We start from the raw sequence: 21,125 nt of genomic DNA, 5'->3' as shown, positions 1-21,125 counted from the left end.
CCCGATTGCGAGATACGCCGTGAGCACCCTGCCCCCCTGCCCCCAATGCAACTCCGAATACACCTATGAAGACGGCCAGAACCTGGTCTGCCCGGAGTGCGCCCACGAATGGTCCGCCAACGCCGCCGACGCGCCGGCCGATGAAGGCAAGGTGATCAAGGACTCCGTCGGCAACGTCCTGCAGGACGGCGACACCATCACCGTGATCAAGGACCTCAAGGTCAAGGGCTCGTCCCTGGTGGTGAAGGTCGGCACCAAGGTCAAGGGCATCCGCCTGGTGGATGGCGACCACGACATCGACTGCAAGATCGACGGCATCGGCGCGATGAAGCTGAAGTCGGAATTCGTGCGCAAGGTCTGAGCCCTTCTCAGGCAGCAAAAAGCCCGGCATATTGCCGGGCTTTTTCATGCCTGCAGAAACCGCCGCCGGGACGCCGGGCTACTCGCCCGGGCTGAAGTGCCCCATGAAGATCACTTCCTTGATCTCGCGCATGTAGGGCTGGAAGCGCGGGTCGGCGCCGTTGAAGGCGCGTGCCGCACTGAGCGCGTTCTCGTGGGACGACCACTCGGCGAGGTCGGCGAACACATGGCTGCCTTCCACCGAAATGAAGCTGCGAAAGCCCAGGAAGCCGTCGCAGGTCTTCAGGGCCTCGCGCACACCGGCACGGATTTCGGCGATGCGCTCTTCGCGGCCGGGTTTAGTCTTGAACAGCACCAGTTCCAATACCGAAGAATCTTGCATGGCGATCGCCCTTCCGTTGGTTGAGACGGCCCAGCCTATGCCTCCTCTGCTGACAACGTTCTGTCAGTGGCCTGCGCCTCTTGCACCTGCGCCTCGCAACTGCGGTGGCGCATGTAGCTGGCCAGGCTGAGGCCCTCCGGCAGCGGCGGCGCGTCGGCCAGGCGCGCCAGATTGCGGATGCGGTCGACACGGAAATCGCGGTACTCGCCGCGCAGCACGCACCAGGCGCCCACCGTCCACTTGCCCACCCAGTAGAACAGGCCGAGGGGGAAGATCACCCGTTGCGAGGCGCGTTCGTCCAGGCTCAGGTAGTCGATGCGCACCGCCGCCTGCTCGCCGATGGCACGCCGCAGGCTGTCCCAGTGGCGCAACTGCTCCGGGGTGAAGGGGCTGACGAAGGCCCGCACCGGTGCGCTTTGCGGGTCGAGGGCATGCTCGGGCACCACTGCCTGGATCTTGCTCAGCAGCGAGCGCGCGGCATCGGCCATCTCGTCGCCCACGGTGCGCGAGATCAGCTCCACGCCCAGCAGCAGGGCGTCCAGTTCGTCGCGGTTGAGCGCCAGGGGCGGCAGCTCGAAATGCTCGTCCAGCGCATACCCCACGCCGGCCTCGCCGTAGATCGGGATGCCGCTCAGGGACAGGTCGTCCACGTAGCGATAGATGGTGCGCGTGGAAACTCCCAGCCGTTCCGCCAGGCGCTGGGCGGTGATGGGCTGGTGGGTACGGATCAGGTTGACGACCTGGAACAGGCGATCGGCCTTGCGCATGGAAAGGAGCCGTATGGTGTGGGAAGTCGGCAGGCATTTGCGCATAGCGCCCGGGGAAAAACCAGCGCCGCCGAGCCGGTCCGCGCCCCGGCACCTTCACGGCGTCACCCTCGCGAACGCGCGGGCCCACTGCACGACCCGCACGGGAACACCCGCGCGCTGCGCTCGTAGGAGCCTGGCCTCGGCTGAATCCCGCTTCTTCCACTCACCACCTGCCCTACTTGCCGCCTGGCGCAACCCAGCTTGCCATCGCGGTGATGTTGTTCCGCACGCCACCCCTCCTATCCTCGCCAGACCCGCCGTCAGGGCGGACCCGAACTAGAAAAACAACAAAGGAGCAGCACCATGGCGGTCGACTACGTGACGATGTTGATTTACGTGCTGGTGATGGCGGGCCTCGGCTGGTGGGGCATGCGCAAGGCCAGGACCCGTGATGATTTTCTCCTGGCCGGGCGACGCCTCGGGCCAGTCCTCTACCTCGGCACGCTCTCGGCGGTGATGCTGGGCGGGGCGTCCACCATCGGCTCGGTGCGCCTGGGCTACCAGTACGGGGTATCCGGTCTCTGGCTGGTCTTCATGCTGGGGCTGGGCATCATCGTACTCAGCCTGGTGTTCTCGCGGCAGATAGCCCAGCTGAGGGTCTTCACCGTCACCCAGATCCTCGAACAGCGATACCAGGCCTCCTCGCGCCTGATCGGCGGCATCGTCATGGTGGCCTACGACCTGATGGTGGCCGTAACCGCCACCATCGCCATCGGCTCGGTCACCGAGGTGGTATTCGACATTCCGCGCATCCCCGCCATCCTCTGCGGCGGCGGGCTGGTGATCTTCTACTCCGTGATCGGCGGCATGTGGTCGCTGACGCTCACCGACATCATCCAGTTCGTGATCATGACGCTGGGCATCTTCTTCGTCCTGCTGCCCATCAGCGTGGGCGAGGCCGGTGGCCTGGCGGCGATGCAGGCCAACCTGCCGGCGGGCTTCTTCGAGCTGGGCAACATCGGCCTGGACACCATCGCCGCCTACTTCCTGCTCTACTTCTTCGGCGCGCTGATCGGCCAGGACATCTGGCAGCGCCTGTTCACCGCCCGCAGCGAGGGCGTGGTGCGCTACGCCGGCCTCGGCGCAGGGGTCTACTGCATGCTCTATGGCGGCGCCTGCGCGCTCATCGGTGCCGCCACCCGGCTGCTGCTGCCGGACCTGTCGGTGGCCGAGAACGCCTTCGCCGAGATCACCCGCAACCTACTCCCAGCCGGCCTGCGCGGCCTCGTGGTGGCTGCCGCCCTGGCCGCCATCATGTCCACTGCCAGCGCCTGCCTGCTGGCCGCAGCGACCGTACTCAAGGAAGACATATACAGCCGCTTTCTCAGTCGCAACGGCGAAGACCACCTGGCCAGCAGCCGGTGGATAACCTTCACCCTCGGCGCGGCGATGCTGGCCATGGCCTGCCTGGTCAACGACGTCATCGCCGGCCTCTCCATCGCCTACAACCTGCTGGTGGGCGGCCTGCTCGTACCGATCATGGGCGCCCTGGTGTGGCGCCGCGCATCCGCCGTGGGCGCGATGGCCTGCATGGTCACCGGCAGCCTCACCGTCATCGCCTTCATGGTCCGTGACGGCATCCTGGCCAACACCCCCATCTACTACGGCCTCCTCGTCAGCCTGCTGACCTTCGTGGCCACCAGCCTGCTGACCCAACCCGCTCCTGCCCTGCGCACCGCAACCGATTGAAACCATCCAGGGCGCCCACGCGGCGCCCTCTACCCGTGAGATAGAGCCCATGACCCATGACTTCCCGCAGCCGCTCGATGCCGCGCTCATACCACGCTTCGCCGGCATCCCGAGCTTCATGCGCCTGCCGATCTTCGACGACCCGGCCGACCTGCAACTCGCCCTGGTGGGTGTTCCCTGGGACGGCGGCACCACCAACCGCGCCGGCGCCCGTCACGGCCCGCGCGAAGTGCGCAACATGTCCAGCCTGATGCGCAAGGTGCACCACGTCAGCCGCATCGCACCCTATGACCTGGTGCGCATCGGCGACCTCGGCGATAGCCCCGTCAACCCCATCGACCTGCTCGATTCGCTCAAGCGCATCGAGGGCTTCTTCCGTGAAATCCACCAGGCGGGGACCGTGCCCCTGTCGGTGGGCGGAGACCACCTGGTGACCCTGCCGATCTTCCGCGCCCTGGCCCACCATCGCCCCATCGGCATGATCCACTTCGACGCGCACTCCGACACCAACGACCGCTACTTCGGCGACAACCCCTACACCCATGGCACCCCCTTCCGCCGCGCCGTGGAGGAGGGTCTGCTGGACCCCAAGCGCACCGTGCAGATCGGTATTCGCGGCTCCATCTACTCTGCCGAGGACGAAGCCTTCGCCGAGGAATGCGGCATACGCGTGATCCACATGGAGGAGTTCGCCGAACTCGGCGTCCAAGCCACCCTGGCGGAGGCACGCCGGGTCGTGGGTGACGGCCCTACCTACATCAGCTTCGACGTCGACGTCCTCGACCCGGCCTTCGCGCCCGGCACCGGAACCCCGGAAATCGGCGGCATGACCACCCTCCAGGCCCAGCAGATGATCCGTGGCCTGCGTGGCCTGAACCTGATCGGTGCCGACGTCGTGGAAGTCTCCCCGCCGTTCGACCAGGGCGGGGCGACAGCCCTGGTGGGCGCCACCATGATGTTCGAACTGATGTGCATCCTCGCCGACGCCATCGCGACCCGCTGACCCCACCGCCACGAGTTGGTAGGCTCATGCCGGGACCGCGCCACAGACGGCCCCGGCAACCGGCCTGGAGGTGGGCATGCTGGGCAACATTTCCGATATCGACCTCCGCATGCTGCGGGTCTTCTGCGCCATCGTCGACGCGGGAGGCTTCACCGCGGCCCAGGCCAGCCTCAACACCAGCCTGTCGCGCCTGAGCGTGGTGGTCCGCGATCTGGAAGAACGCCTCGGATGCTCCCTGTGCCGGCGCGGCAACAGCGGCTTCCAGCTGACCGAGGAAGGCCAGGAACTGTTCGACCTGGCACAACTGCTGTTCGGCGATATCGAACGCTTCCGCACCCAGGCCAACCGCCTCGGGGGGATGGCCAGGGAAAGCCTGCAGATCGGCACGGTGGACAGCCTCATCAGCTTCGAGCGCGCCCCCCTGCCGCTGGCCATAAGGCTGTTCCGCCAGCGCCTGCCCGAGGTACGCCTGAACCTGCACATGCTGCGCCCCGATGAACTGGAACGCGCGGTCCTGGAAGAACGCCTGCATCTGGCCATCGGCGCGTTCCATCACCAGTTGTCAGGCCTCAACTACCAGCCGCTGTTCGAGGAAGAGCAGAACCTCTACTGCTCCGCCGGCCATCCCCTGTTCCACCGCGCCGAAGCGGACCTGAGCCTGGCGGACATTTGCGCGGCGGAGTACGTAGGCCGTGGCTACCTGACGGAAAACCAGCGGCCCCACGGCCTGCACTTCACCCAAACGGTCAGCGCCTACGCGATGGAAGCCATCGCCACCCTGATTTTCTCCGGCACCTACCTGGGCTACCTGCCCACGCACTACGCCGCTCACTGGGTGGACCGAAACCAACTGCGTGCGTTACTGCCCGGGCAACTGGCCTATCGCTCGGCCTTCCACTGCATCACCCGCCAGGGCCAGGCCCCCAAGGCCGCCCTGGCAGGCTTTCTCGATGCACTGGAGAGGGCACAGCGCCAGTTGGCCAATCAAGCGTAGGTTGGACGGGGCTCGGCGAAGCCCGACAGCAGGGTCGCCCCTGTCCAGCAGCACCGTCCCCCAGCAGCCAGGAAGGCCGAACGGCAGTTCTGCCCCGGGTGGGCATGCACCCAGGGCGTCGGTACGGCTGAGCGGGCAACCGATCAGCGTGGCGTCGCGCTTGTCGGCCGCGCCCATCGGCGGCCTGCGGGGCGATGCCTTGCCCCTTGGGAACGCCACCCGCCGCACGGAAAAATCTCCCCCGCCCTTCTATGCTCCCTGGCGCCGCCAACCAGGGAACGCCCATGTCCAGCAAGACGGAAATCATCCAGCAGTTCATCGCTTCCGGCGAAGCCGACTTCGCCGAGTCCAACAGCTCCAACAGCTACTACTGCAGCCACCACCCCAGCATCACCCCGCTGGTGAAGAAGCCGCCGAAGGAGCTCGATGACGCCACCCTGCAGGCCTTCTACTACCACCTGCTGCTCAACGGCGGCACGCCGCCCGCCGCCAGCGAACACCACCTGCAATTGCTCTTCCGCGCGGCGAAGGACGCCGCCGGGGTGCTGGCCGAGCACGGCTACCCCCGCTGCCGCCTCAATCGCTGGGAAATGGTCCTGCTATTCGACGGCGAGATGACCCTCGACGCCCATGCCCGCCGCCTCGCGCTGCTGGCCCAGGTCGGCCGCTTCGCCCACCAGCCCGGCATGCTGGCGAAAAAGCAGAAGCTCAAGGACGAATTCGCCGGCGACGCCTGGCTGCACGGCGAGATCGCCCGCGTACTGCGCACCGTGCCCTTCGCCCGCCTGACCTTCGACCGCGACAACTTCGACCTCAGCCTGCCCCTGGTCGGCATGCTCTTCATCTACCTGCTCGGCGCCGACGAGGCCGAACAGCGCGAGCTGTTCGCCTGGCTCAAGCACGCCACCGACACCATGCACGACATCCCCAACTACAAGACCCGCGACCAGCTCGTGCGCAGCCTTGCCTGGGTGCTGTTCCGCTTCGCCGAAGCCGCCGACGCCAAGGTGCTGGAACAGGCCATGCTGGCCGAGTACGGCGAAACCTGGTGCCGCGAATACCAGTAGTGGCGGAAAAACCACCAGCCGCCTGAACCTCCCAGGCGGCAGGCTCCACAGCCATCCATCCAAAACTTATCCACAGCTTGCCCCACAGAAATTGTGGGCAGTGTTTTGGTAGCCCGGGCTTCAGCCCGGGAAATCCAGGCCACCCTCGTGACACACGCCCCACCGCTCCAGCGGGATTGGTTTATCCTGCCCGCCCCTTTTCACCACTGGTTCCAAGCAACATGGACGTTTCCCGCACACGCATGCTCGCTCTGCGCAGCCTCGCCTTCATCATCGACAAGGCACTGATCATCAGCCTGGTCGCTCTCCTCTACGAACAGACACGTCACGTGCTCGCGATCGTGCTGCCGGTGCTCCTGTACTTCCCGCTGTGCGAGTGGCTGCTGCGTGGCTTCACCCCAGGGAAATGGATCTGCCGGATCCGGGTCATCGCCCCCAACGGCGAGCCGCCGCAACTGATGCAGGTGCTGGTCCGCAGCGCCTTCCGCCTGGTGGAAACCAACCCCTTCATCCTCGGCTCGCTGCCGGCCGCCATCGCCGTCATCTGGTCCAGCAACGCCCAGCGCCTGGGCGATATCTGGGCCTACACCTTCGTCATCCCCACCCGCGACCTCGCCGCACTGCGCCAGCGCATGGCCGAGATGGAAGAGCCCGCCGCAACGACTGCGACGGAATGACGTGAAGGAAGTGCCATGACCTCACTACAGGGGTTCACCCCGGAAACCCGCGCCCAACTGGTCGCTCTCAAAGGCGTGGGCCCGACCGTGGTCGGCCGCCTGGAACAGATCGGCTTGCACACCCTGGAGCAACTGGCCCACTGCGAAGCCGTCGACCTGACCCTGCAGATTTCCCGGATGATGGGCTCCACCTGCTGGCACAACAGCCCCCAGGCGCGGGCAGCCATCCAGGCCATCATCGACTTCGCCCAGCAGCACGCCAGCCAGGCTTGACGAAAATTCGAGCGACCACGCAGAACTACCGCCCCGCCCGCTCCGCAGCGATCCACCCAGAAGATATCCACAGGCTGTTCCACAGAAACTGTGGACAGTGGCGGGGTCGTAGGATGGCGTAGAGCGCAGCGAAACCCATCAAATGCCCGCTCATCGCAGGGAAATTTCCCAAACCCGCCGCAACCCCTTGTTCGCCTCCAGCCCACTCCCTAAGTTCGCCCGGTCGCGGTCAATCCGCGGCCGGGTTTGACGACCTGAAGCTAACGGCGCGATGCCGCCTACGGGGCTTGCGGGAAACGGCGTACGTTTCCAGCGGGAACCGGCTCGCATGCAGTTTTCAGGACTGCATCATCTAATGGCGGATCGCGTGGGGAGACCCTTGCGGTCTGCCGGCTCCGTTTGCCCGGTTCGTCAACCCCACGCGATCCTCCACCCATCGAATGACGACGATGACGGAGGCATGGACAGGCAAACGGAGTAACGCCATGCACGACGCTTACACCCCGATCTTTTTCTACCGCCACAACCGCCCGTTGCGCGGTGTGATGATCGACGACCAGCCCTGGTTCTGCGCCTACGATTTCGCCCGCCTGCTGGGACTGCACCACCCCCAGGCGCTGCACCGCCGCCTGCGCCCCTACCAGATCCGCAGCGCCCGTTTCACCTATGCCACCGGCAGCGAGGAAGAGGTCCATCTCGTCAGTGAAGGCGGCCTCTACCAGGCCATGATCCGCTTCGGCCACCCCGAGTTGCAGCACCTGGAAGAGTGGCTCGCCCGCGACGTGGTCCCCACCCTGCGCGACCAGTACACGGGCTGCCGTCACCAGCCACGGCGCGTGATGCTGGACTGGCAATCCCGCCGGCTGGTGCTGCTGGATTGGCAAGGTGAGCTGTGGATGCAGTGGGACAAGGTGCCGCGTTACCGAGGGCTCTGAAACACCCGGGCAGGGTGCCGCCCCCCAGCATGGGTTTCGCACGGCTCTACCCATCCTACGAATCTCGCGGAGCGCCGCCCGCCCCCTTCTACGAGGGGTATGGATCGGCTCCGATGCCAAGCCCGTGAACCGACCCCGTAGGATGGTGTAGAGCGAAGCGAAACCTATCGTTGCAATGCACAGACGTGGCGCCGGTGCTGCCCCCGATCGCGAATGAATTCCCACGTCCTGCTGCTCGGTCAACCCGCCGCGACGTCGACCTTGCGCACGCGGGTGTCGGCGGCGCTGATGGGGCGGCCATTGGCGTCGCGGACTTCCAGCCGCGCCAGGGGCTGGTCGGCGGTGTCGAGCAGTTCGGAATGCACCTCGCCAGGGGCGAAGCAGTGGGCTTCGCCCCACTGGCGCAGGCTGACGACCAGGGTGAACAGGTCATGGCCCCGGGGCGTGAGCGCATAGGCCTGGTAGGCGCTGCCGTCGGCGGCCGGCTCCACACGAAGGACACCTTCGACCACCAGCTTGCGCAGGCGGTCGCTGAGGATGTTCTTGGCCACGCCGAGGCTTTTCTGCAGTTCGCCGAAGCGCTGCAGGCCGTCGAACAGGTCGCGCACGATCATCAGCGACCAGCGGTCCCCGATCACGTCCAGCGCCCGGGCCACCGGGCAGTGCTCCTCGGCTTGCGGGTCTTTCATGCACCACCTCCAGCTCGCGAAAAGTGGTTGCAGTTTAAAACCTGTATCGATAGCCTTCAAATGGTTTCATTTTGAAACCACAACAAGGACTTTCGGCATGCCCACTCTTTCCCCGATGTCGCCGGCACTGGTCTGGCTGCTGGCCGTGGCCTGCGGCCTGAGCGTCGCCAACGTCTATTACGCCCACCCGCTGCTGGATGCGATCGCCGCTGACCTGGGCATCGGCCGTGCCGCTGTCGGCGGGGTGATCACCCTCACCCAGGCGGGCAGCGCCCTGGCCCTGCTGGTGCTGGTGCCCCTGGGGGACCTGCTGGAACGGCGCCGGCTGATGGCTGGGCAACTACTCCTGCTGGTGGGCTCGCTGCTGCTGGTCGCCCTCGCCCGCCAGCCGGCCCTGGTGCTGCTGGGCATGCTCGGCCTGGGCCTGCTGGGCACCGCGATGACCCAGGGCCTGCTGGCCTTCGCCGCCAGCCTGGCCAGTGACGGGGAGCGCGGCCGGGTGGTGGGGGCCGCCCAGGGCGGCGTGGTGGTGGGCCTGTTGCTGGCCCGCAGCCTGGCGGGGCTGATGGCCGACCTGGGCGGCTGGCGCGCGGTCTACCTGCTCTCGGCCGGGTTGATGACGGTGCTGCTGCCCCTGCTCTGGTGGCGCCTGCCGGAGACCCGGCCCCACTCGCGGATGCGCTACCCGGCGTTGCTCGGGTCGATGTTCAGCCTGCTGCGCGAGGACCGCGTGCTGCAGGTGCGCGGCGTGCTCGCGCTGCTGCTGTTCTGCGTGTTCAACCTGTTCTGGGCGGCGCTGGTGATGCCCCTCAGCGAACCGCCCCTGGCGCTGAGCCACAGCGCCATCGGTGCCTTCGGCCTGGTCGGCGCAGCCGGAGCGCTGGCAGCGACGCGAGCCGGCACCTGGGCCGACCGGGGCCAGGCGCAGAAGGCCAGTGGCCTGGCGCTGCTGGTGATGACCCTGGCCTGGCTGCCGCTGGCCTTCACCGGGCAATCGCTGTGGGCGCTGCTGCTGGGCATCCTCCTGCTGGACGCCGCCGGCCAGGCCCTGCACGTGCTCAACCAGAGCCTGGTACTGAGCAGCGGCAACCCCGCCCACAGCCGGCTGATCAGCCTCTACATGCTGTTCTATGCCGCCGGCAGTGCCCTGGGCGCTTTCGCCGCCACGCAGCTCTATGCCTGGGCCGGCTGGGCCGCCGTGTGCCTGCTCGGCGCGGCTCTCAGCCTGCTGGCGCTGGCCTTCTGGTGGGTGACCCTGCCGGGCCGCGACGGCATCCGACACCATGTCTTGGGCAGGCAAAGCGGCATCAGGTAAACTGCCGCATCTTTTTGCACCCATAACGACTAGCCTGATGCCCACGACGTTCCATGAGATCCCCCGCGAGCGCCCGCTCACGCCCCTGCTCGACCGCGCGGCGACGCCGGACGAGCTGCGCCGGCTGGGTGAAGCGGAGCTGGAAACCCTGGCCGACGAACTGCGCCAGTACCTGCTCTATACCGTTGGCCAGACCGGCGGGCACTTCGGCGCCGGGCTCGGCGTGGTCGAACTGACCATCGCCCTGCACTACGTCTTCGATACGCCCGACGACCGACTGGTGTGGGACGTGGGCCACCAGGCCTACCCGCACAAGATCCTCACCGGACGCCGCGAGCAGATGGGCAGCCTGCGCCAGAAGGACGGCGTCGCCGCCTTCCCCCGCCGCGCCGAGAGCGAGTACGACACCTTTGGCGTCGGCCACTCCAGCACCTCCATAAGCGCTGCACTGGGCATGGCCATCGCCGCCCGCATGCAGGGCTCGGAGCGCAAGTCCATCGCGGTGATCGGCGACGGCGCGCTGACCGCCGGCATGGCCTTCGAGGCACTGAACCACGCCTCCGACGTGCAGGCCGACATGCTGGTGATCCTCAACGACAACGACATGTCGATCTCGCGCAACGTCGGTGGCCTGTCCAACTACCTGGCCAAGATCCTCTCCAGCCGCACCTACGCAAGCATGCGCGAAGGCAGCAAGAAGGTGCTCTCGCGCCTGCCCGGCGCCTGGGAGATCGCCCGTCGCACCGAGGAATACGCCAAGGGCATGCTGGTCCCCGGCACCCTGTTCGAAGAACTCGGCTGGAACTACATCGGCCCCATCGACGGCCACGACCTGCCCACCCTGGTCGCCACCCTGCGCAATATGCGTGACCTCAAGGGCCCGCAGTTCCTCCACGTGGTGACCAAGAAGGGCAAGGGTTTCGCCCCGGCGGAAGTCGACCCCATCGGCTACCACGCCATCACCAAGCTGGAGCCGATCAACGCCCCGGCAGCGCCGAAGAAGGCGTCCGGGCCCAAGTACTCCAGCGTCTTCGGCCAGTGGCTTTGCGACATGGCGTCGCAGGACCCGCGCCTGGTGGGCATCACCCCCGCGATGAAGGAAGGTTCCGACCTGGTGGCCTTCAGCGAGCGCTTCCCCGATCGCTACTTCGATGTCGCCATCGCCGAACAGCACGCCGTGACCCTGGCGGCCGGCATGGCCTGCGACGGCGCCAAGCCGGTGGTGGCGATCTACTCGACCTTCCTCCAGCGCGGCTACGACCAGCTGATCCACGACGTCGCGGTGCAGAACCTCGACGTGCTGTTCGCCATCGACCGCGCCGGCCTGGTGGGCGAAGACGGCCCCACCCATGCGGGCAGCTTCGACCTCTCCTACCTGCGCTGCATCCCCGGCATGCTGGTGATGACCCCAAGCGACGAGAACGAACTGCGCCTGCTGCTGACCACCGGCCACCTGTTCCCCGGCCCGGCAGCGGTGCGCTACCCGCGCGGCAGCGGCCCCAACGCCAGCATCGACAAGGAGCTGGTGCCAGTGGAGATCGGCAAGGCCGTGGTTCGCCGCCAGGGTGCCCGCGTCGCCATCCTCGCCTTTGGCGTGCAACTGGCCGAAGCCCTGCAGGTGGGCGAAACGCTGGGCGCCACCGTGGTCGACATGCGCTTCGTCAAGCCGCTGGACGAGGCCCTGGTGCGTGAACTGGCCGGCAGCCACCAACTGCTGGTGACGGTCGAGGAAAACAGCATCATGGGGGGTGCCGGCTCGGCGGTGAGCGAGTTCCTCGCCCGTGAAAACATCCTGCTGCCCGTGCTGCACCTGGGGCTGCCGGACTACTACGTAGAGCATGCCAAACCGGCACAGATGCTCGCCGAGTGCGGCCTGGACGCCAGCGGCATCGAAGCCTCGATCCGCGAACGCCTGGCCTTGCTGGAGCGCAGCGCCGGCTAGACTGCCCTTTACTGATCGCCGTGCCAGCGGGCGCGGCGCTTGTTCACCCGAGACACCCGGGCCCGGAGCCAGGCCGCCGCAGAGCGACCAGCCCAGCCCGCCACGGGGAGCCCGCAACAGGCGGTTCCGGCTCCCGGCCTCACGTGCAGGATGTCGTCGAACGACCAGAGAGTCGTCGGCGCGGTGCGGGGCGGCACGTGGAAACGGTTCTCGTCGTACGACGTGTGTTGCGGAGGGGCTGCACCGTCAAGCACAGGCGATCACCGGTCGCGCAGTCGTTCTTGTCCCGCCCTTCTCGAAAGTCATGGATCTTTTGAGGAGTCATCGATTATGCGTTCCCGTCTGGCCCTGGCCATCGCCATGGCCCCCTGCCTCGCAGCAGCCGAAGAAATCCCCCTGGACAGCCTCGACGCGCTGAAGAGCCCCTATGTGGTGGCCACTTCGGGCAACGCGCTGGAGCCCCGTTCCCAGGCCACCGCCGCCACCAGCATCTTCACCCGCAAGGACATCGCCCGGCTCAAGGCCAAGAGCGTGCCGGACCTGCTCGCCCGCGTGCCGGGCATGTCGGTCGAGCAGAGCGGCGGGCGCGGCAGCTCGGCCAACCTCTACCTGCGCGGCAGCAACGCCAACCAGACGCTGGTGCTGATCGACGGCGTGCGCATCGGCTCGCTGGTGGACGGCCTGCCACGCCTGCAATACCTGGGCATGGAGCAGATCGAGCGGGTCGAAGTCACCCGGGGCGGGCGCTCCAGCCTCTACGGCTCGGGCGCCATGGGCGGGGTCATCCAGATCTTCACCCGCCGTGGAGAGGGCGCTGGCCTGGAGCCGCGCTTCGACTTCAGCCTCGGCGACAGCGACACCAACGATAACAGCGTGGGGCTTTCCGGCGGTGACGAACGCACCCGCTTCGACCTCAACGCCAGCCTGGAAGAACTGCGCATGGATCGCAGCGACGACATCGACGGCGCCAACACCGACGACGACACCTACCGCAACCGCGGCCTGAGCATCAGCCTGGAGCACCGCCTCACCGAGCAGTGGCGCACCGGCCTCAACCTGCTCGACCAGCGCGGCAAGAGCGACATGGACGGCGACTCCGTCTGGTTCCCCGGCCAGCCCACAGACGAGTTCACCCTGAGCAGCACCTCCGCCTACCTCGAAGCGGAGTTCGACCCGCGCTGGACCAGCCGCCTGCAGGCCGGCCACGCCGAGGAAAAGAGCCACCTCGACACCGTCTACAACTTCATCACGTCACTGGAGGAATACGCCACCTACCGCGACTCGCTGGAGTGGCAGAACACCCTGCGCCTGGACGAGCACCAGCAGGTGCTGCTGGGCGCCGAATGGTACGAGGAACGCCTGCGCGCCAACGTGCCCTTCGAGGAAACCGAACGCCGCAACCAGGCCTGGTTCGCCCAGCATCGCTTCCGCGCCGCGCCCTTCGGCACCGAGCTGGGCTGGCGCCACGACAAGAACGAGCAGTACGGCAGCGAAGACAGCCTCAACGCCGCCCTGGACTTCGACCTGCCGCTGAACACCCAACTGGTGCTGAGCTACGCCGAAGGCTTCCGCGTGCCCACCTTCACCGAGCTCTATGTGCCGGACATATTCTTCCCCAACGGCAACCCCAAGCTCGAACCCGAGCACTCGAAGACCTGGGAAGCCCAACTGCGCGGCGCGCACTACGACACCGACTGGAGCTTCGGCGTCTACCGCACCGATGTGGAAGACCTGATCACCGACGTGATGGAGTTCGACCCCGTCTTCGTCCACGAGATGCGCAACGTCGGCAAGGCCCGCATCAACGGCCTGGACCTCAGCGCCTCACGAGACTTCATGGGCTGGACCACCCGCCTCAACCTGGGCCTGGTCGACCCGCGCGACCGCGACACCGGCCACACCCTGCCTGGCCGCTCGCGGCGCAACCTGGCCCTGGACGTGGACAAGCAGTTCGGCGACTACAGCTTCGGCTTCAGTTGGCTGGGCGTCTCCAGCCGCTACGTGGACGCCGCCAATACCCAGAAATCACCGGGCTACGGGCGCATCGACATCCGCGCCGGCTGGGGCTTCCTCAAGGGCCTGAAGGTGGAGACGCGGGTGGAGAACATCGCCAACAAGCAGTACTCGCAGAAGTACTACGGCAGCGGCTCCAGCTTCTCCTCCAACCCCTTCGGCGACGGCGTCCCTTACGTCGACAACGACGTGGACATCCCCGACCCGACCATCGAGGAGAACACCGGCTTCCAGGAAGAGGGCCGCAAGGTGGTGATGACCCTCAAGTGGTCGCCGCAGTTCTAGTCAGGTTGCCTCGCCCGCGCTCACCCGCAGGCCGCCCTCGCAGCAGCCCGCCACCAGGCGGGTCGCGCCGGGGGACGCCAGCAGGCACTCGGCCAGCGCCGGCTCCAGCAGCACCCGCACGCGCCGCCCCAGGTCACGGGCGCCGTAGCGCGGGTCATGGCCGAGGCAGAGCAGCTCGCGTGCGCCCTCTTGCAGCACCAGCGTGCGCCCCTGGCGTGCCAGGCGCTGGTTGAGGCGCGCCAGTTCGATGTCGAGCAAGGCCTCCAGGTGGTCCTCGCCGATGCGCTCGAAGCAGACGACGCGGTCCAGCCGGTTGAGGAACTCCGGGTCGAAGTGGCGGTGCAAGGCCGCCTCCAGCACCCGCGCCTCATTGCGTGGGGAGACCCCGAACAGGCGCCGCCAGCCACGCGAATAGCGCTCACGGAACTGCCAGGCCTCCTGGGCGCCGATATTGCTGGTGAGGAAGATCAGGCTGTTGCGGAAGTCGATGCGGCGGCTGCCGGCGCTCAAGGTCAGCTGGCCGTTCTCCAGCACCCCGAGCAGGCTGCGCACCACCTCCTTGCCGGCTTTCTCCAGTTCGTCGAAGAGCACGATGCCGGGGCGGCCGAAGCTGCCCTGGATGGCCTCGGCGTCGAACAGCGTGGCGCCCTCCTTGCTGCCCACGTAGCCCGGCGGCGCACCGGTGAGCGCAGCGACGTAGTGTTCCTGGGCCAGGGTCTGCATGTCGATGCGGCAGAAGGCGTCGGCGCGGCCATGGAGGGCCAGCGCCAGCAGGCGCACCAGCTCGGTCTTGCCGACGCCGGTGGGGCCCATGAACAGGTTCACCGCCAGGGGCCGCTCGCGGTCGCCGATGTCCGCCTTGACCACCTTGAGCAGGGCCTCCACCGCCTCCAGCGCGGCGTCCTGGCCGACGATGCGGGTGCGCAGCAGGGCCATGACGGTGTCGGGCTCGAAGAGAAAGCGCGACTGCACGCGCGCCGCCGGCACCTCGCCGCGCCCCAGGTGCTCGCGGTTGTGCTCGATCAGGTCGTTGACGAAGGGCATCCCGGCTCCTCGGTTCAGGGCATCACGGGCGGCGGGCCGCCCCGTTCACGGAGCGCCGTCGCGCTAGCCCGCGACCTGCTCGCGCCCACCATGGGGCAGCTCGCCCACCGGGCAGTCGGCCACGCCGATGGTGCTGCGGGTGAGCTTTTCCACATCGTCCCGGGCCTTCTCCGCGTCCAGCACCCAGGTGCGGTAGAACTCGAAGGGGCAATCGGCCACGCCACGGTCGCCATCGCCGGAGTTGTAGACGCCGGTGTAGCCCCGGTGCAGCAGCTTGAACAGGTGGTTCTGCGACTGGTCGTTGGCCCGCGCGTCGCGGATCTGCGAGACCGACAGCTGGGCGTACTGGATGCCCATCTCCTCCTCGCCGCATTCACCCAGGGTGCGGCCGTCGAAACCGATGATCGCCGAGTGGCCGAAGTAGCTGTAGACGCCATCGAAGCCGGCGGCGTTGGCCACCGCCACGTAGCAGTTGTTGGCCCAGGCCATGGTCTTGGCCATCAGCACCTGCTGCTCCTTGGCCGGGTACATGTAGCCCTGGCAACGCACGATCAGCTCGGCGCCCTTCATCGCGCAGTCGCGCCAGATTTCGGGGTAGTTGCCGTCGTCACAGATGATCAGGCTGATCTTCAGGCCCTTGGGCCCTTCGCTGACGTAGGTGCGGTCGCCGGGGTACCAGCCCTCGATGGGGCACCAGGGGATGCACTTGCGGTACTTCTGCACGATCTCGCCGCGGTCGTCGATCAGCACCAGGGTGTTGTAGGGCGCCTTGTGCGGGTGCTCCTCGTGGCGCTCGCCGGTGAGGGAGAAGATGCCCCAGGTCCCGGCCTCGCGGCAGGCGGCGGAGAAGATCGCCGTTTCCTCGCCGGGGATGCTGGCGGCGGTGGCCATCATCTCGTCGTGGTCGTACATGATCCCCATGGTGCTGTACTCGGGGAACACCACCAGGTCCATGCCCGGCAGGCCGAGCTTCATGCCCTTGATCATCTCGGCGATGCGCCGGGCATTGTCGAGCACCTCGGCCTTGCTGTGCAGGCGCGGCATCTTGTAGTTGACGACGGCGACGCCGACGGTATCCGGGCTGCTGGAAATATCACCGTGACGCATGGGGTTCTCCTTCCGTTCAGTGGCTGATCATCCAGGGCCGCGCGCTGGGCTTGGTCTTCAGCGCGTGGGGGTTGGCCTTGGTGGGTGCCAGGGGTTTGTTCGGCGTGCAGCAGCCGCAGCCTTTCGGGTGCTTGCGGTTCTCGCGGTACTCCTCGACCGTCTGCGGCGCGTTGGCGCTGCGCTCGTTGGCGGCGATGGCGCGGCGCTGGCTGCCGGCCAGGGTGGCCAGCCCGGGCGCGGAGAGAATCACCCGCGGCGCGCTGCCACCACAGGCCGGGCATGGGCAGGGGGCTTCGCGCTCGGCCATGGGGCGCAGGGCGGTGAAGTCGCCGCAGGTGGCGCAGTCGTATTCGTAGATGGGCATGCAGGGCTCCTCGTCTTCACTGGATGTCCGCCGCCCCGCCGGGAGGTACGCCGTCCAGAGCAACCTCCCGCGGGGCGGTGAACTCACTTGTCCGGCGCGATGGGCAGGTCGACGCTGCCGTCGAGGAAGCGGGTCGGGCCGGAGGCGTTGGGGTTGATGTCGAAGTCGAAGATTTCCGTCGGCAGCCACAGCGTGGCGCAGGCGTTGGGGATGTCCACCACCCCGCTGATGTGCCCCTGCACAGGCGCCGAACCTAGCAGCGCGTAGCCCTGGGCCGGCGAGTAGCCGAACTTGGTCAGGTAGTTGATGGCGTTGAGGCAGGCCTGCTTGTAGGCGATGTTGACGTCCAGGTAGTGCTGCTTGCCGGACTCGTCCACCGAGATGCCTTCGAAGATCAGGTAGTTCTTGTAGTTGGGCACGATGGGGCTGGGCTTGAACACCGGGTTCTTGATGCCGTACTTGGCCATGCCGCCCTTGATCAGCTCGACCTTCATGTGCACCCAGCCGGCCATTTCGATGGCGCCGCAGAAGGTGATCTCGCCGTCGCCCTGGCTGAAGTGCAGGTCGCCCACCGAGAGGCCGGCGCCGTCGACGTAGACCGGGAAGAAGATCTTCGAGCCGCGGGACAGGTCCTTGATGTCGCAGTTGCCGCCATGCTCGCGCGGCGGCACGGTGCGCGCGCCGGTCATGGCCGCCTTGTCGCGGGCCTCGCCGCGCAGCTTGCCCATGTGCGCGGTGGGCGCCATCGGCGGGTTGGCCAGGGGCGGCACGCGGGTCGGGTTGGTGTCGATCAGCGCCTGCTCGCGGCTGTTCCAGTCGGCGAGCATCTTGTGGTCCGGCAGGCAGCCGATCAACCCGGGGTGGATCAGCCCGGCGAACTGCACGCCGGGGATGTGCCGGGAGCTGGTGAACAGGCCGTGGAAATCCCAGATGGCCTTCTGCGCCATGGGGAAGTGGTCGGTGAGGAAGCCGCCGCCGTTCTGCCGCGAGAAGAAGCCGTTGAAACCCCACAGGGAATCCGGCTTGGCGCCGATGTCCAGCAGGTCCACCACCAGCAGGTCGCCCGGCTCGGCGCCCTTCACCCCCACCGGGCCGGAGAGGTAGTGCACGGTGGAGAGGTCGACGTCGCGCACGTCCGAGGCGTCGTCGTTGTTCTTGATCGCGCCGGCGGTCCAGTCGTAGGTCTCGAGGATGAAGTCATCCCCCGGGTTGACCCAGCAGGCCATGGGAATGTCGGGGTGCCAGCGGTTGTGGATCTGTTCGTTCTCGGTGGCGGCCTGGTTGAGGTCGACCTTGATCAGCGTTTCGGTCATGACGGTGCTCCTTGGGACCAAGTGTTGGACGGGCGGTCTGGGCCGCGCTGGGAGCTAGTCTTGGCCGCCTGGCCGGGATCGGGAATACGTCGAATTACGTAGGTGGGAAGCGGCCGGGCGGGCGCGCGAAAGCCGTCGCCCGTGCGCGGGCACGGGGACGGCTTGGCGGGGATTCCGGGCCGCGGCCCGGCTGCGGGCTACACCGACAGGTAGCGGCTGATGGTGGCCTCGTCGACCCGGTCGCGGGTCTCCTCGATCACGAAGCGGCCCTTCTCGATCACCAGGAAGCGGTCGGCGATCTCCAGGGTGAAGGACAGCACCTGCTCGGAGACGACGATGGTCAGGTCGCGCAGGGTGCGGATCTCCTTCAGGCTGCGGGCGATGTCCTTGATGATCGACGGCTGGATGCCCTCGGTGGGTTCGTCCAGCAACAGCACCTTGGGGTTGGTGGCCAGGGCGCGGGCGATGGCCAGCTGTTGCTGCTGGCCGCCGGAGAGGTTGCCGCCCTTGCGCGAGCGCATGTCATGGAGCACCGGGAACAGCGCGTAGAGATCGTCCGGAACCTGGCCGTTGGCCGAGGCCGGCAGGCCGGTCTGGATGTTCTCCAGCACCGTCATGTGGGAGAAGATCATCCGCCCCTGGGGCACGTAGGCGATGCCGCGCTCGACGCGCTGGTGGGTCTCCAGGGCGGAGATATCCCGGCCGTCGACGCGCACCTCGCCGCCCCATTGCGGGAGGATGCCCATCAGGCTCTTGAACAGGGTGGTCTTGCCCATGCCGTTGCGCCCCATGACGGCGACGATTTCCTGCCTGGCCACGTCCAGGTCGAGGTCGTGGAGGATCTGGCTCTGGCCGTAGCCCGAGGTGAGCTTGCTGATCTGGAACATGCTGGACTCCTGATTGAGGGCGAGGCCCGGGGCTCAATGCCCCAGGTACACCTCGATCACCTTCGGGTTGCTCTGCACCGCCTCCATGCTGCCTTCTGCCAGGACCTTGCCCTGGTGCAGCACGGTGACCTTGTGGGCGATGCTCTTGACGAACTCCATGTCGTGCTCGATGACCAGCACCGAACGCCCCTGGCTGATGCGCTTGAGCAGCTCGGCGGTCTGCGCGCGCTCGCTGACGCTCATGCCCGCCACCGGCTCGTCGAGCATCAGCAGCTCCGGGTCCTGCATCAGCAGCATGCCGATCTCCAGCCACTGCTTCTGGCCGTGGGAGAGCAGGTCGGCCTGGCGGTGCAGGTGCTCGCTGAGGAAGATTTCCCCGGCCACCGCCTCGACCCGGGCGATGACCTCGGCACTGCGCTTGAAGAACAGCGCACCGAGCACCTTGCGCCCGGCCGGGTAGGACATCTCCAGGTTCTCGAACACCGTGAGGTTTTCGTAGATGGAGGGGTTCTGGAACTTGCGCCCGACGCCGGCGCGGACGATGTCGTACTCGCGCATGCGGGTCAGCTCGCGGCCGTCGAACTGGATGCTGCCGGCGGTGGCGCGGGTCTTGCCGCAGATCAGGTCGAGCACCGTGGTCTTGCCGGCGCCGTTGGGGCCGATCACCACCCGCACCTCGTTGCGGTCCAGGTAGAGGTTGAGGTCGTTGACTGCCTTGAAGCCGTCGAAGGACACCGTCAGGCCCTCGATGGCCAGCACCGGTTTCGGGCTTTCGAATCCGCTCGGGCTCATGGTGTGCGCTCCAGTTCACGGGGGGTGCTCGGGGCCGGGCTCGGGCTCGCGGCGGGCGTCGCCACAGGTGCGGCGGGTGCCTTGGCGCGGGTGGCCAGCAGGCGCTCCAGGCGCGGGCGGCCGTGGCTCTGCCAGAGCCCGGCGAGGCCGTTGGGGAAGTACATGACCACGGCGATGAACAGGCCGCCCATCAGGTACAGCCACAGCTCGGGGAAGCTCTCGGAGAAGTAGGTCTTGCCGTAGTTCACCAGCAGCGCGCCATACACCGCGCCGAGCAGCGACATGCGCCCGCCGACGGCGGCGAAGATGACCATTTCGATGGACGGCACGATGCCGACGAAGCTCGGCGACATGAAGCCCACCTGCAGGGCGAACATGGCCCCGCCTATGGCCGAGAAGCCGGCGGCCACGCAGAACACGAAGATCTTGAAGCTGGCCACGTCGTAGCCGGAGAAGCGCACCCGTTCCTCCTTGTCGCGCATGGCCATGAGCAGGCGGCCGAGCTTGGAGGCGAGGATGAACTTGCCGATGACGATGCAACCCAGCAGCAGGAAGGCGCTGACGAAGTAGAGGATGAGCTTGGCGCCGTCGGTGCGGATGTCCCAGCCCATCAGGGTCTTCAGGTCGGTGATGCCGTTGACCCCGCCCGTGAGCCCCTGCTGGCCGATGATCAGCACCGTGAGGATCATGGCGATGGCCTGGGTGACGATGGAGAAGTACACATCCCCGACCCGCCGCTTGAACATCGCCAGGCCGATCACCGCCGCCAGCAGCATGGGCACCGCCAGCACCGCGACGAGGGTGAAGCCGAAGCTGTGGAAGGGCTGCCAGAGCAGCGGCAGCTCGGTGAGCTGGTTCCAGTCCATGAAGTCCGGGATGCCGGGGGTGGACTGGATCCTGGTGCTCTCCGGGTCCGATGCTTCCAGCTTGAGGAACATCGCCATGCAGTAGCCACCGAGGCCGAAGAACACCCCCTGGCCGAGGCTGAGGATGCCGCCGTAGCCCCAACACAGCACCAGGCCGACGGCGACGAAGGCGTAGGTGAGGTACTTGCCGACCATGCTCAGGCGGAAGGCGTCCAGCGCCAGCGGGAACACCACGAGGATAAGTGCGGCGAGGATCAGCAGGCCGATGGTGCCCTGCCGCCCGCCGAGGACGTTGTCGATTGCGTTCATCTGCCGCCCC

Annotated in this window: 21 protein-coding genes; 11 read left to right on the top strand and 10 right to left on the bottom strand. The window is 67.2% G+C overall.

The annotated features are described in order from the left end of the window. Positions 1 to 19: 19 nt before the first annotated feature. Positions 20 to 361 (top strand): zinc ribbon domain-containing protein YjdM, encoded by a 342-nt coding sequence (locus PSm6_RS14020; protein WP_021219689.1) that lies wholly within the window; start codon positions 20 to 22, stop codon positions 359 to 361. 78 nt (positions 362 to 439) lie between these two features. Here PSm6_RS14020 and PSm6_RS14015 read toward each other — a convergent pair whose 3' ends face one another. Both PSm6_RS14015 and PSm6_RS14010 read right to left on the bottom strand, forming a co-directional pair. Further along, on the bottom strand, positions 440 to 742 hold the full coding sequence (locus PSm6_RS14015) for an antibiotic biosynthesis monooxygenase family protein (RefSeq protein WP_184489557.1): 303 nt from the start codon (positions 740 to 742) through the stop codon (positions 440 to 442). Positions 743 to 777: 35 nt separating this feature from the next. After that, on the bottom strand, positions 778 to 1,509 hold the full coding sequence (locus PSm6_RS14010; protein ID WP_021219687.1) for a helix-turn-helix transcriptional regulator: 732 nt from the start codon (positions 1,507 to 1,509) through the stop codon (positions 778 to 780). A 345-nt stretch (positions 1,510 to 1,854) separates the two neighbouring features. On the opposite strand from PSm6_RS14010, the gene PSm6_RS14005 reads away from it, so the two are divergent. The 7 genes from PSm6_RS14005 (at position 1,855) to PSm6_RS13975 (ending at position 8,189) form a co-directional block, all read left to right on the top strand. Further along, complete coding sequence (locus PSm6_RS14005) at positions 1,855 to 3,240, top strand: sodium:solute symporter family protein (protein ID WP_184489555.1); 1,386 nt, start codon at positions 1,855 to 1,857, stop codon at positions 3,238 to 3,240. A 49-nt stretch (positions 3,241 to 3,289) separates the two neighbouring features. Further along, positions 3,290 to 4,243: an agmatinase gene (gene speB / locus PSm6_RS14000; RefSeq protein WP_021219685.1), complete on the top strand. Its 954-nt coding sequence runs from the start codon at positions 3,290 to 3,292 to the stop codon at positions 4,241 to 4,243. A gap of 76 nt (positions 4,244 to 4,319) precedes the next feature. Beyond that, the gene (locus tag PSm6_RS13995) at positions 4,320 to 5,237 is read left to right on the top strand and encodes a LysR family transcriptional regulator (RefSeq protein ID WP_265170402.1); all 918 of its coding nucleotides are present in this window, start codon (positions 4,320 to 4,322) and stop codon (positions 5,235 to 5,237) included. Positions 5,238 to 5,521: 284 nt separating this feature from the next. After that, positions 5,522 to 6,304, top strand: a complete 783-nt coding sequence (locus PSm6_RS13990) for a hypothetical protein (RefSeq protein ID WP_265170401.1) — start codon at positions 5,522 to 5,524, stop codon at positions 6,302 to 6,304. 221 nt (positions 6,305 to 6,525) lie between these two features. Beyond that, positions 6,526 to 6,981, top strand: coding sequence for an RDD family protein (locus PSm6_RS13985; protein WP_081711630.1), 456 nt, complete (start codon positions 6,526 to 6,528; stop codon positions 6,979 to 6,981). A 15-nt stretch (positions 6,982 to 6,996) separates the two neighbouring features. Then, positions 6,997 to 7,254, top strand: a complete 258-nt coding sequence (locus PSm6_RS13980) for a DUF4332 domain-containing protein (RefSeq protein WP_043245951.1) — start codon at positions 6,997 to 6,999, stop codon at positions 7,252 to 7,254. A gap of 485 nt (positions 7,255 to 7,739) precedes the next feature. Continuing rightward, positions 7,740 to 8,189, top strand: a complete 450-nt coding sequence (locus PSm6_RS13975) for a BRO-N domain-containing protein (RefSeq protein ID WP_043245950.1) — start codon at positions 7,740 to 7,742, stop codon at positions 8,187 to 8,189. 239 nt (positions 8,190 to 8,428) lie between these two features. Here PSm6_RS13975 and PSm6_RS13970 read toward each other — a convergent pair whose 3' ends face one another. Continuing rightward, positions 8,429 to 8,878 (bottom strand): winged helix-turn-helix transcriptional regulator, encoded by a 450-nt coding sequence (locus PSm6_RS13970; RefSeq protein WP_021219678.1) that lies wholly within the window; start codon positions 8,876 to 8,878, stop codon positions 8,429 to 8,431. A 97-nt stretch (positions 8,879 to 8,975) separates the two neighbouring features. Here PSm6_RS13970 and PSm6_RS13965 point away from each other — a divergent pair, with 97 nt between their 5' ends. From PSm6_RS13965 to PSm6_RS13955, 3 genes are all read left to right on the top strand, one after another. After that, positions 8,976 to 10,193 (top strand): MFS transporter, encoded by a 1,218-nt coding sequence (locus PSm6_RS13965; RefSeq protein ID WP_265170400.1) that lies wholly within the window; start codon positions 8,976 to 8,978, stop codon positions 10,191 to 10,193. 37 nt (positions 10,194 to 10,230) lie between these two features. Continuing rightward, positions 10,231 to 12,135 carry a 1-deoxy-D-xylulose-5-phosphate synthase gene (dxs, locus tag PSm6_RS13960; RefSeq protein ID WP_021219676.1) on the top strand — a complete coding sequence of 635 codons (1,905 nt, stop codon included), beginning with the start codon at positions 10,231 to 10,233 and terminating at the stop codon, positions 12,133 to 12,135. Positions 12,136 to 12,465: 330 nt separating this feature from the next. Then, positions 12,466 to 14,433 carry a TonB-dependent receptor plug domain-containing protein gene (locus tag PSm6_RS13955; RefSeq protein WP_265170399.1) on the top strand — a complete coding sequence of 656 codons (1,968 nt, stop codon included), beginning with the start codon at positions 12,466 to 12,468 and terminating at the stop codon, positions 14,431 to 14,433. Here the strand turns inward: PSm6_RS13955 and PSm6_RS13950 are convergent, their stop codons facing one another. From PSm6_RS13950 to urtC, 7 genes are all read right to left on the bottom strand, one after another. Continuing rightward, positions 14,434 to 15,477: an AAA family ATPase gene (locus PSm6_RS13950; RefSeq protein ID WP_265170398.1), complete on the bottom strand. Its 1,044-nt coding sequence runs from the start codon at positions 15,475 to 15,477 to the stop codon at positions 14,434 to 14,436. 63 nt (positions 15,478 to 15,540) lie between these two features. Then, entirely contained in the window at positions 15,541 to 16,584 is a 1,044-nt protein-coding gene (locus tag PSm6_RS13945; RefSeq protein WP_265170397.1) for an aliphatic amidase, read from the bottom strand. Between the two features lie 16 nt (positions 16,585 to 16,600). Continuing rightward, positions 16,601 to 16,948 carry an FmdB family zinc ribbon protein gene (locus PSm6_RS13940; protein ID WP_265170396.1) on the bottom strand — a complete coding sequence of 116 codons (348 nt, stop codon included), beginning with the start codon at positions 16,946 to 16,948 and terminating at the stop codon, positions 16,601 to 16,603. Between the two features lie 83 nt (positions 16,949 to 17,031). Continuing rightward, positions 17,032 to 18,261 carry a formamidase gene (gene fmdA, locus PSm6_RS13935; RefSeq protein ID WP_184489541.1) on the bottom strand — a complete coding sequence of 410 codons (1,230 nt, stop codon included), beginning with the start codon at positions 18,259 to 18,261 and terminating at the stop codon, positions 17,032 to 17,034. A gap of 197 nt (positions 18,262 to 18,458) precedes the next feature. After that, complete coding sequence (gene urtE / locus PSm6_RS13930; RefSeq protein WP_021219670.1) at positions 18,459 to 19,148, bottom strand: urea ABC transporter ATP-binding subunit UrtE; 690 nt, start codon at positions 19,146 to 19,148, stop codon at positions 18,459 to 18,461. 33 nt (positions 19,149 to 19,181) lie between these two features. Then, entirely contained in the window at positions 19,182 to 19,940 is a 759-nt protein-coding gene (gene urtD, locus PSm6_RS13925; RefSeq protein WP_021219669.1) for an urea ABC transporter ATP-binding protein UrtD, read from the bottom strand. Further along, complete coding sequence (gene urtC, locus PSm6_RS13920; RefSeq protein WP_021219668.1) at positions 19,937 to 21,115, bottom strand: urea ABC transporter permease subunit UrtC; 1,179 nt, start codon at positions 21,113 to 21,115, stop codon at positions 19,937 to 19,939. Before urtC ends, urtD begins: the two co-directional genes overlap by 4 nt. Positions 21,116 to 21,125 lie beyond the last annotated feature (10 nt).

Origin of the sequence: Pseudomonas solani (assembly GCF_026072635.1) — a bacterium.
Lineage (GTDB): Bacteria > Pseudomonadota > Gammaproteobacteria > Pseudomonadales > Pseudomonadaceae > Metapseudomonas > Metapseudomonas solani.
The sequence above is the reverse complement of the archived record's forward strand: the minus strand, read 5'-3'. Positions and strand labels throughout refer to the sequence as shown.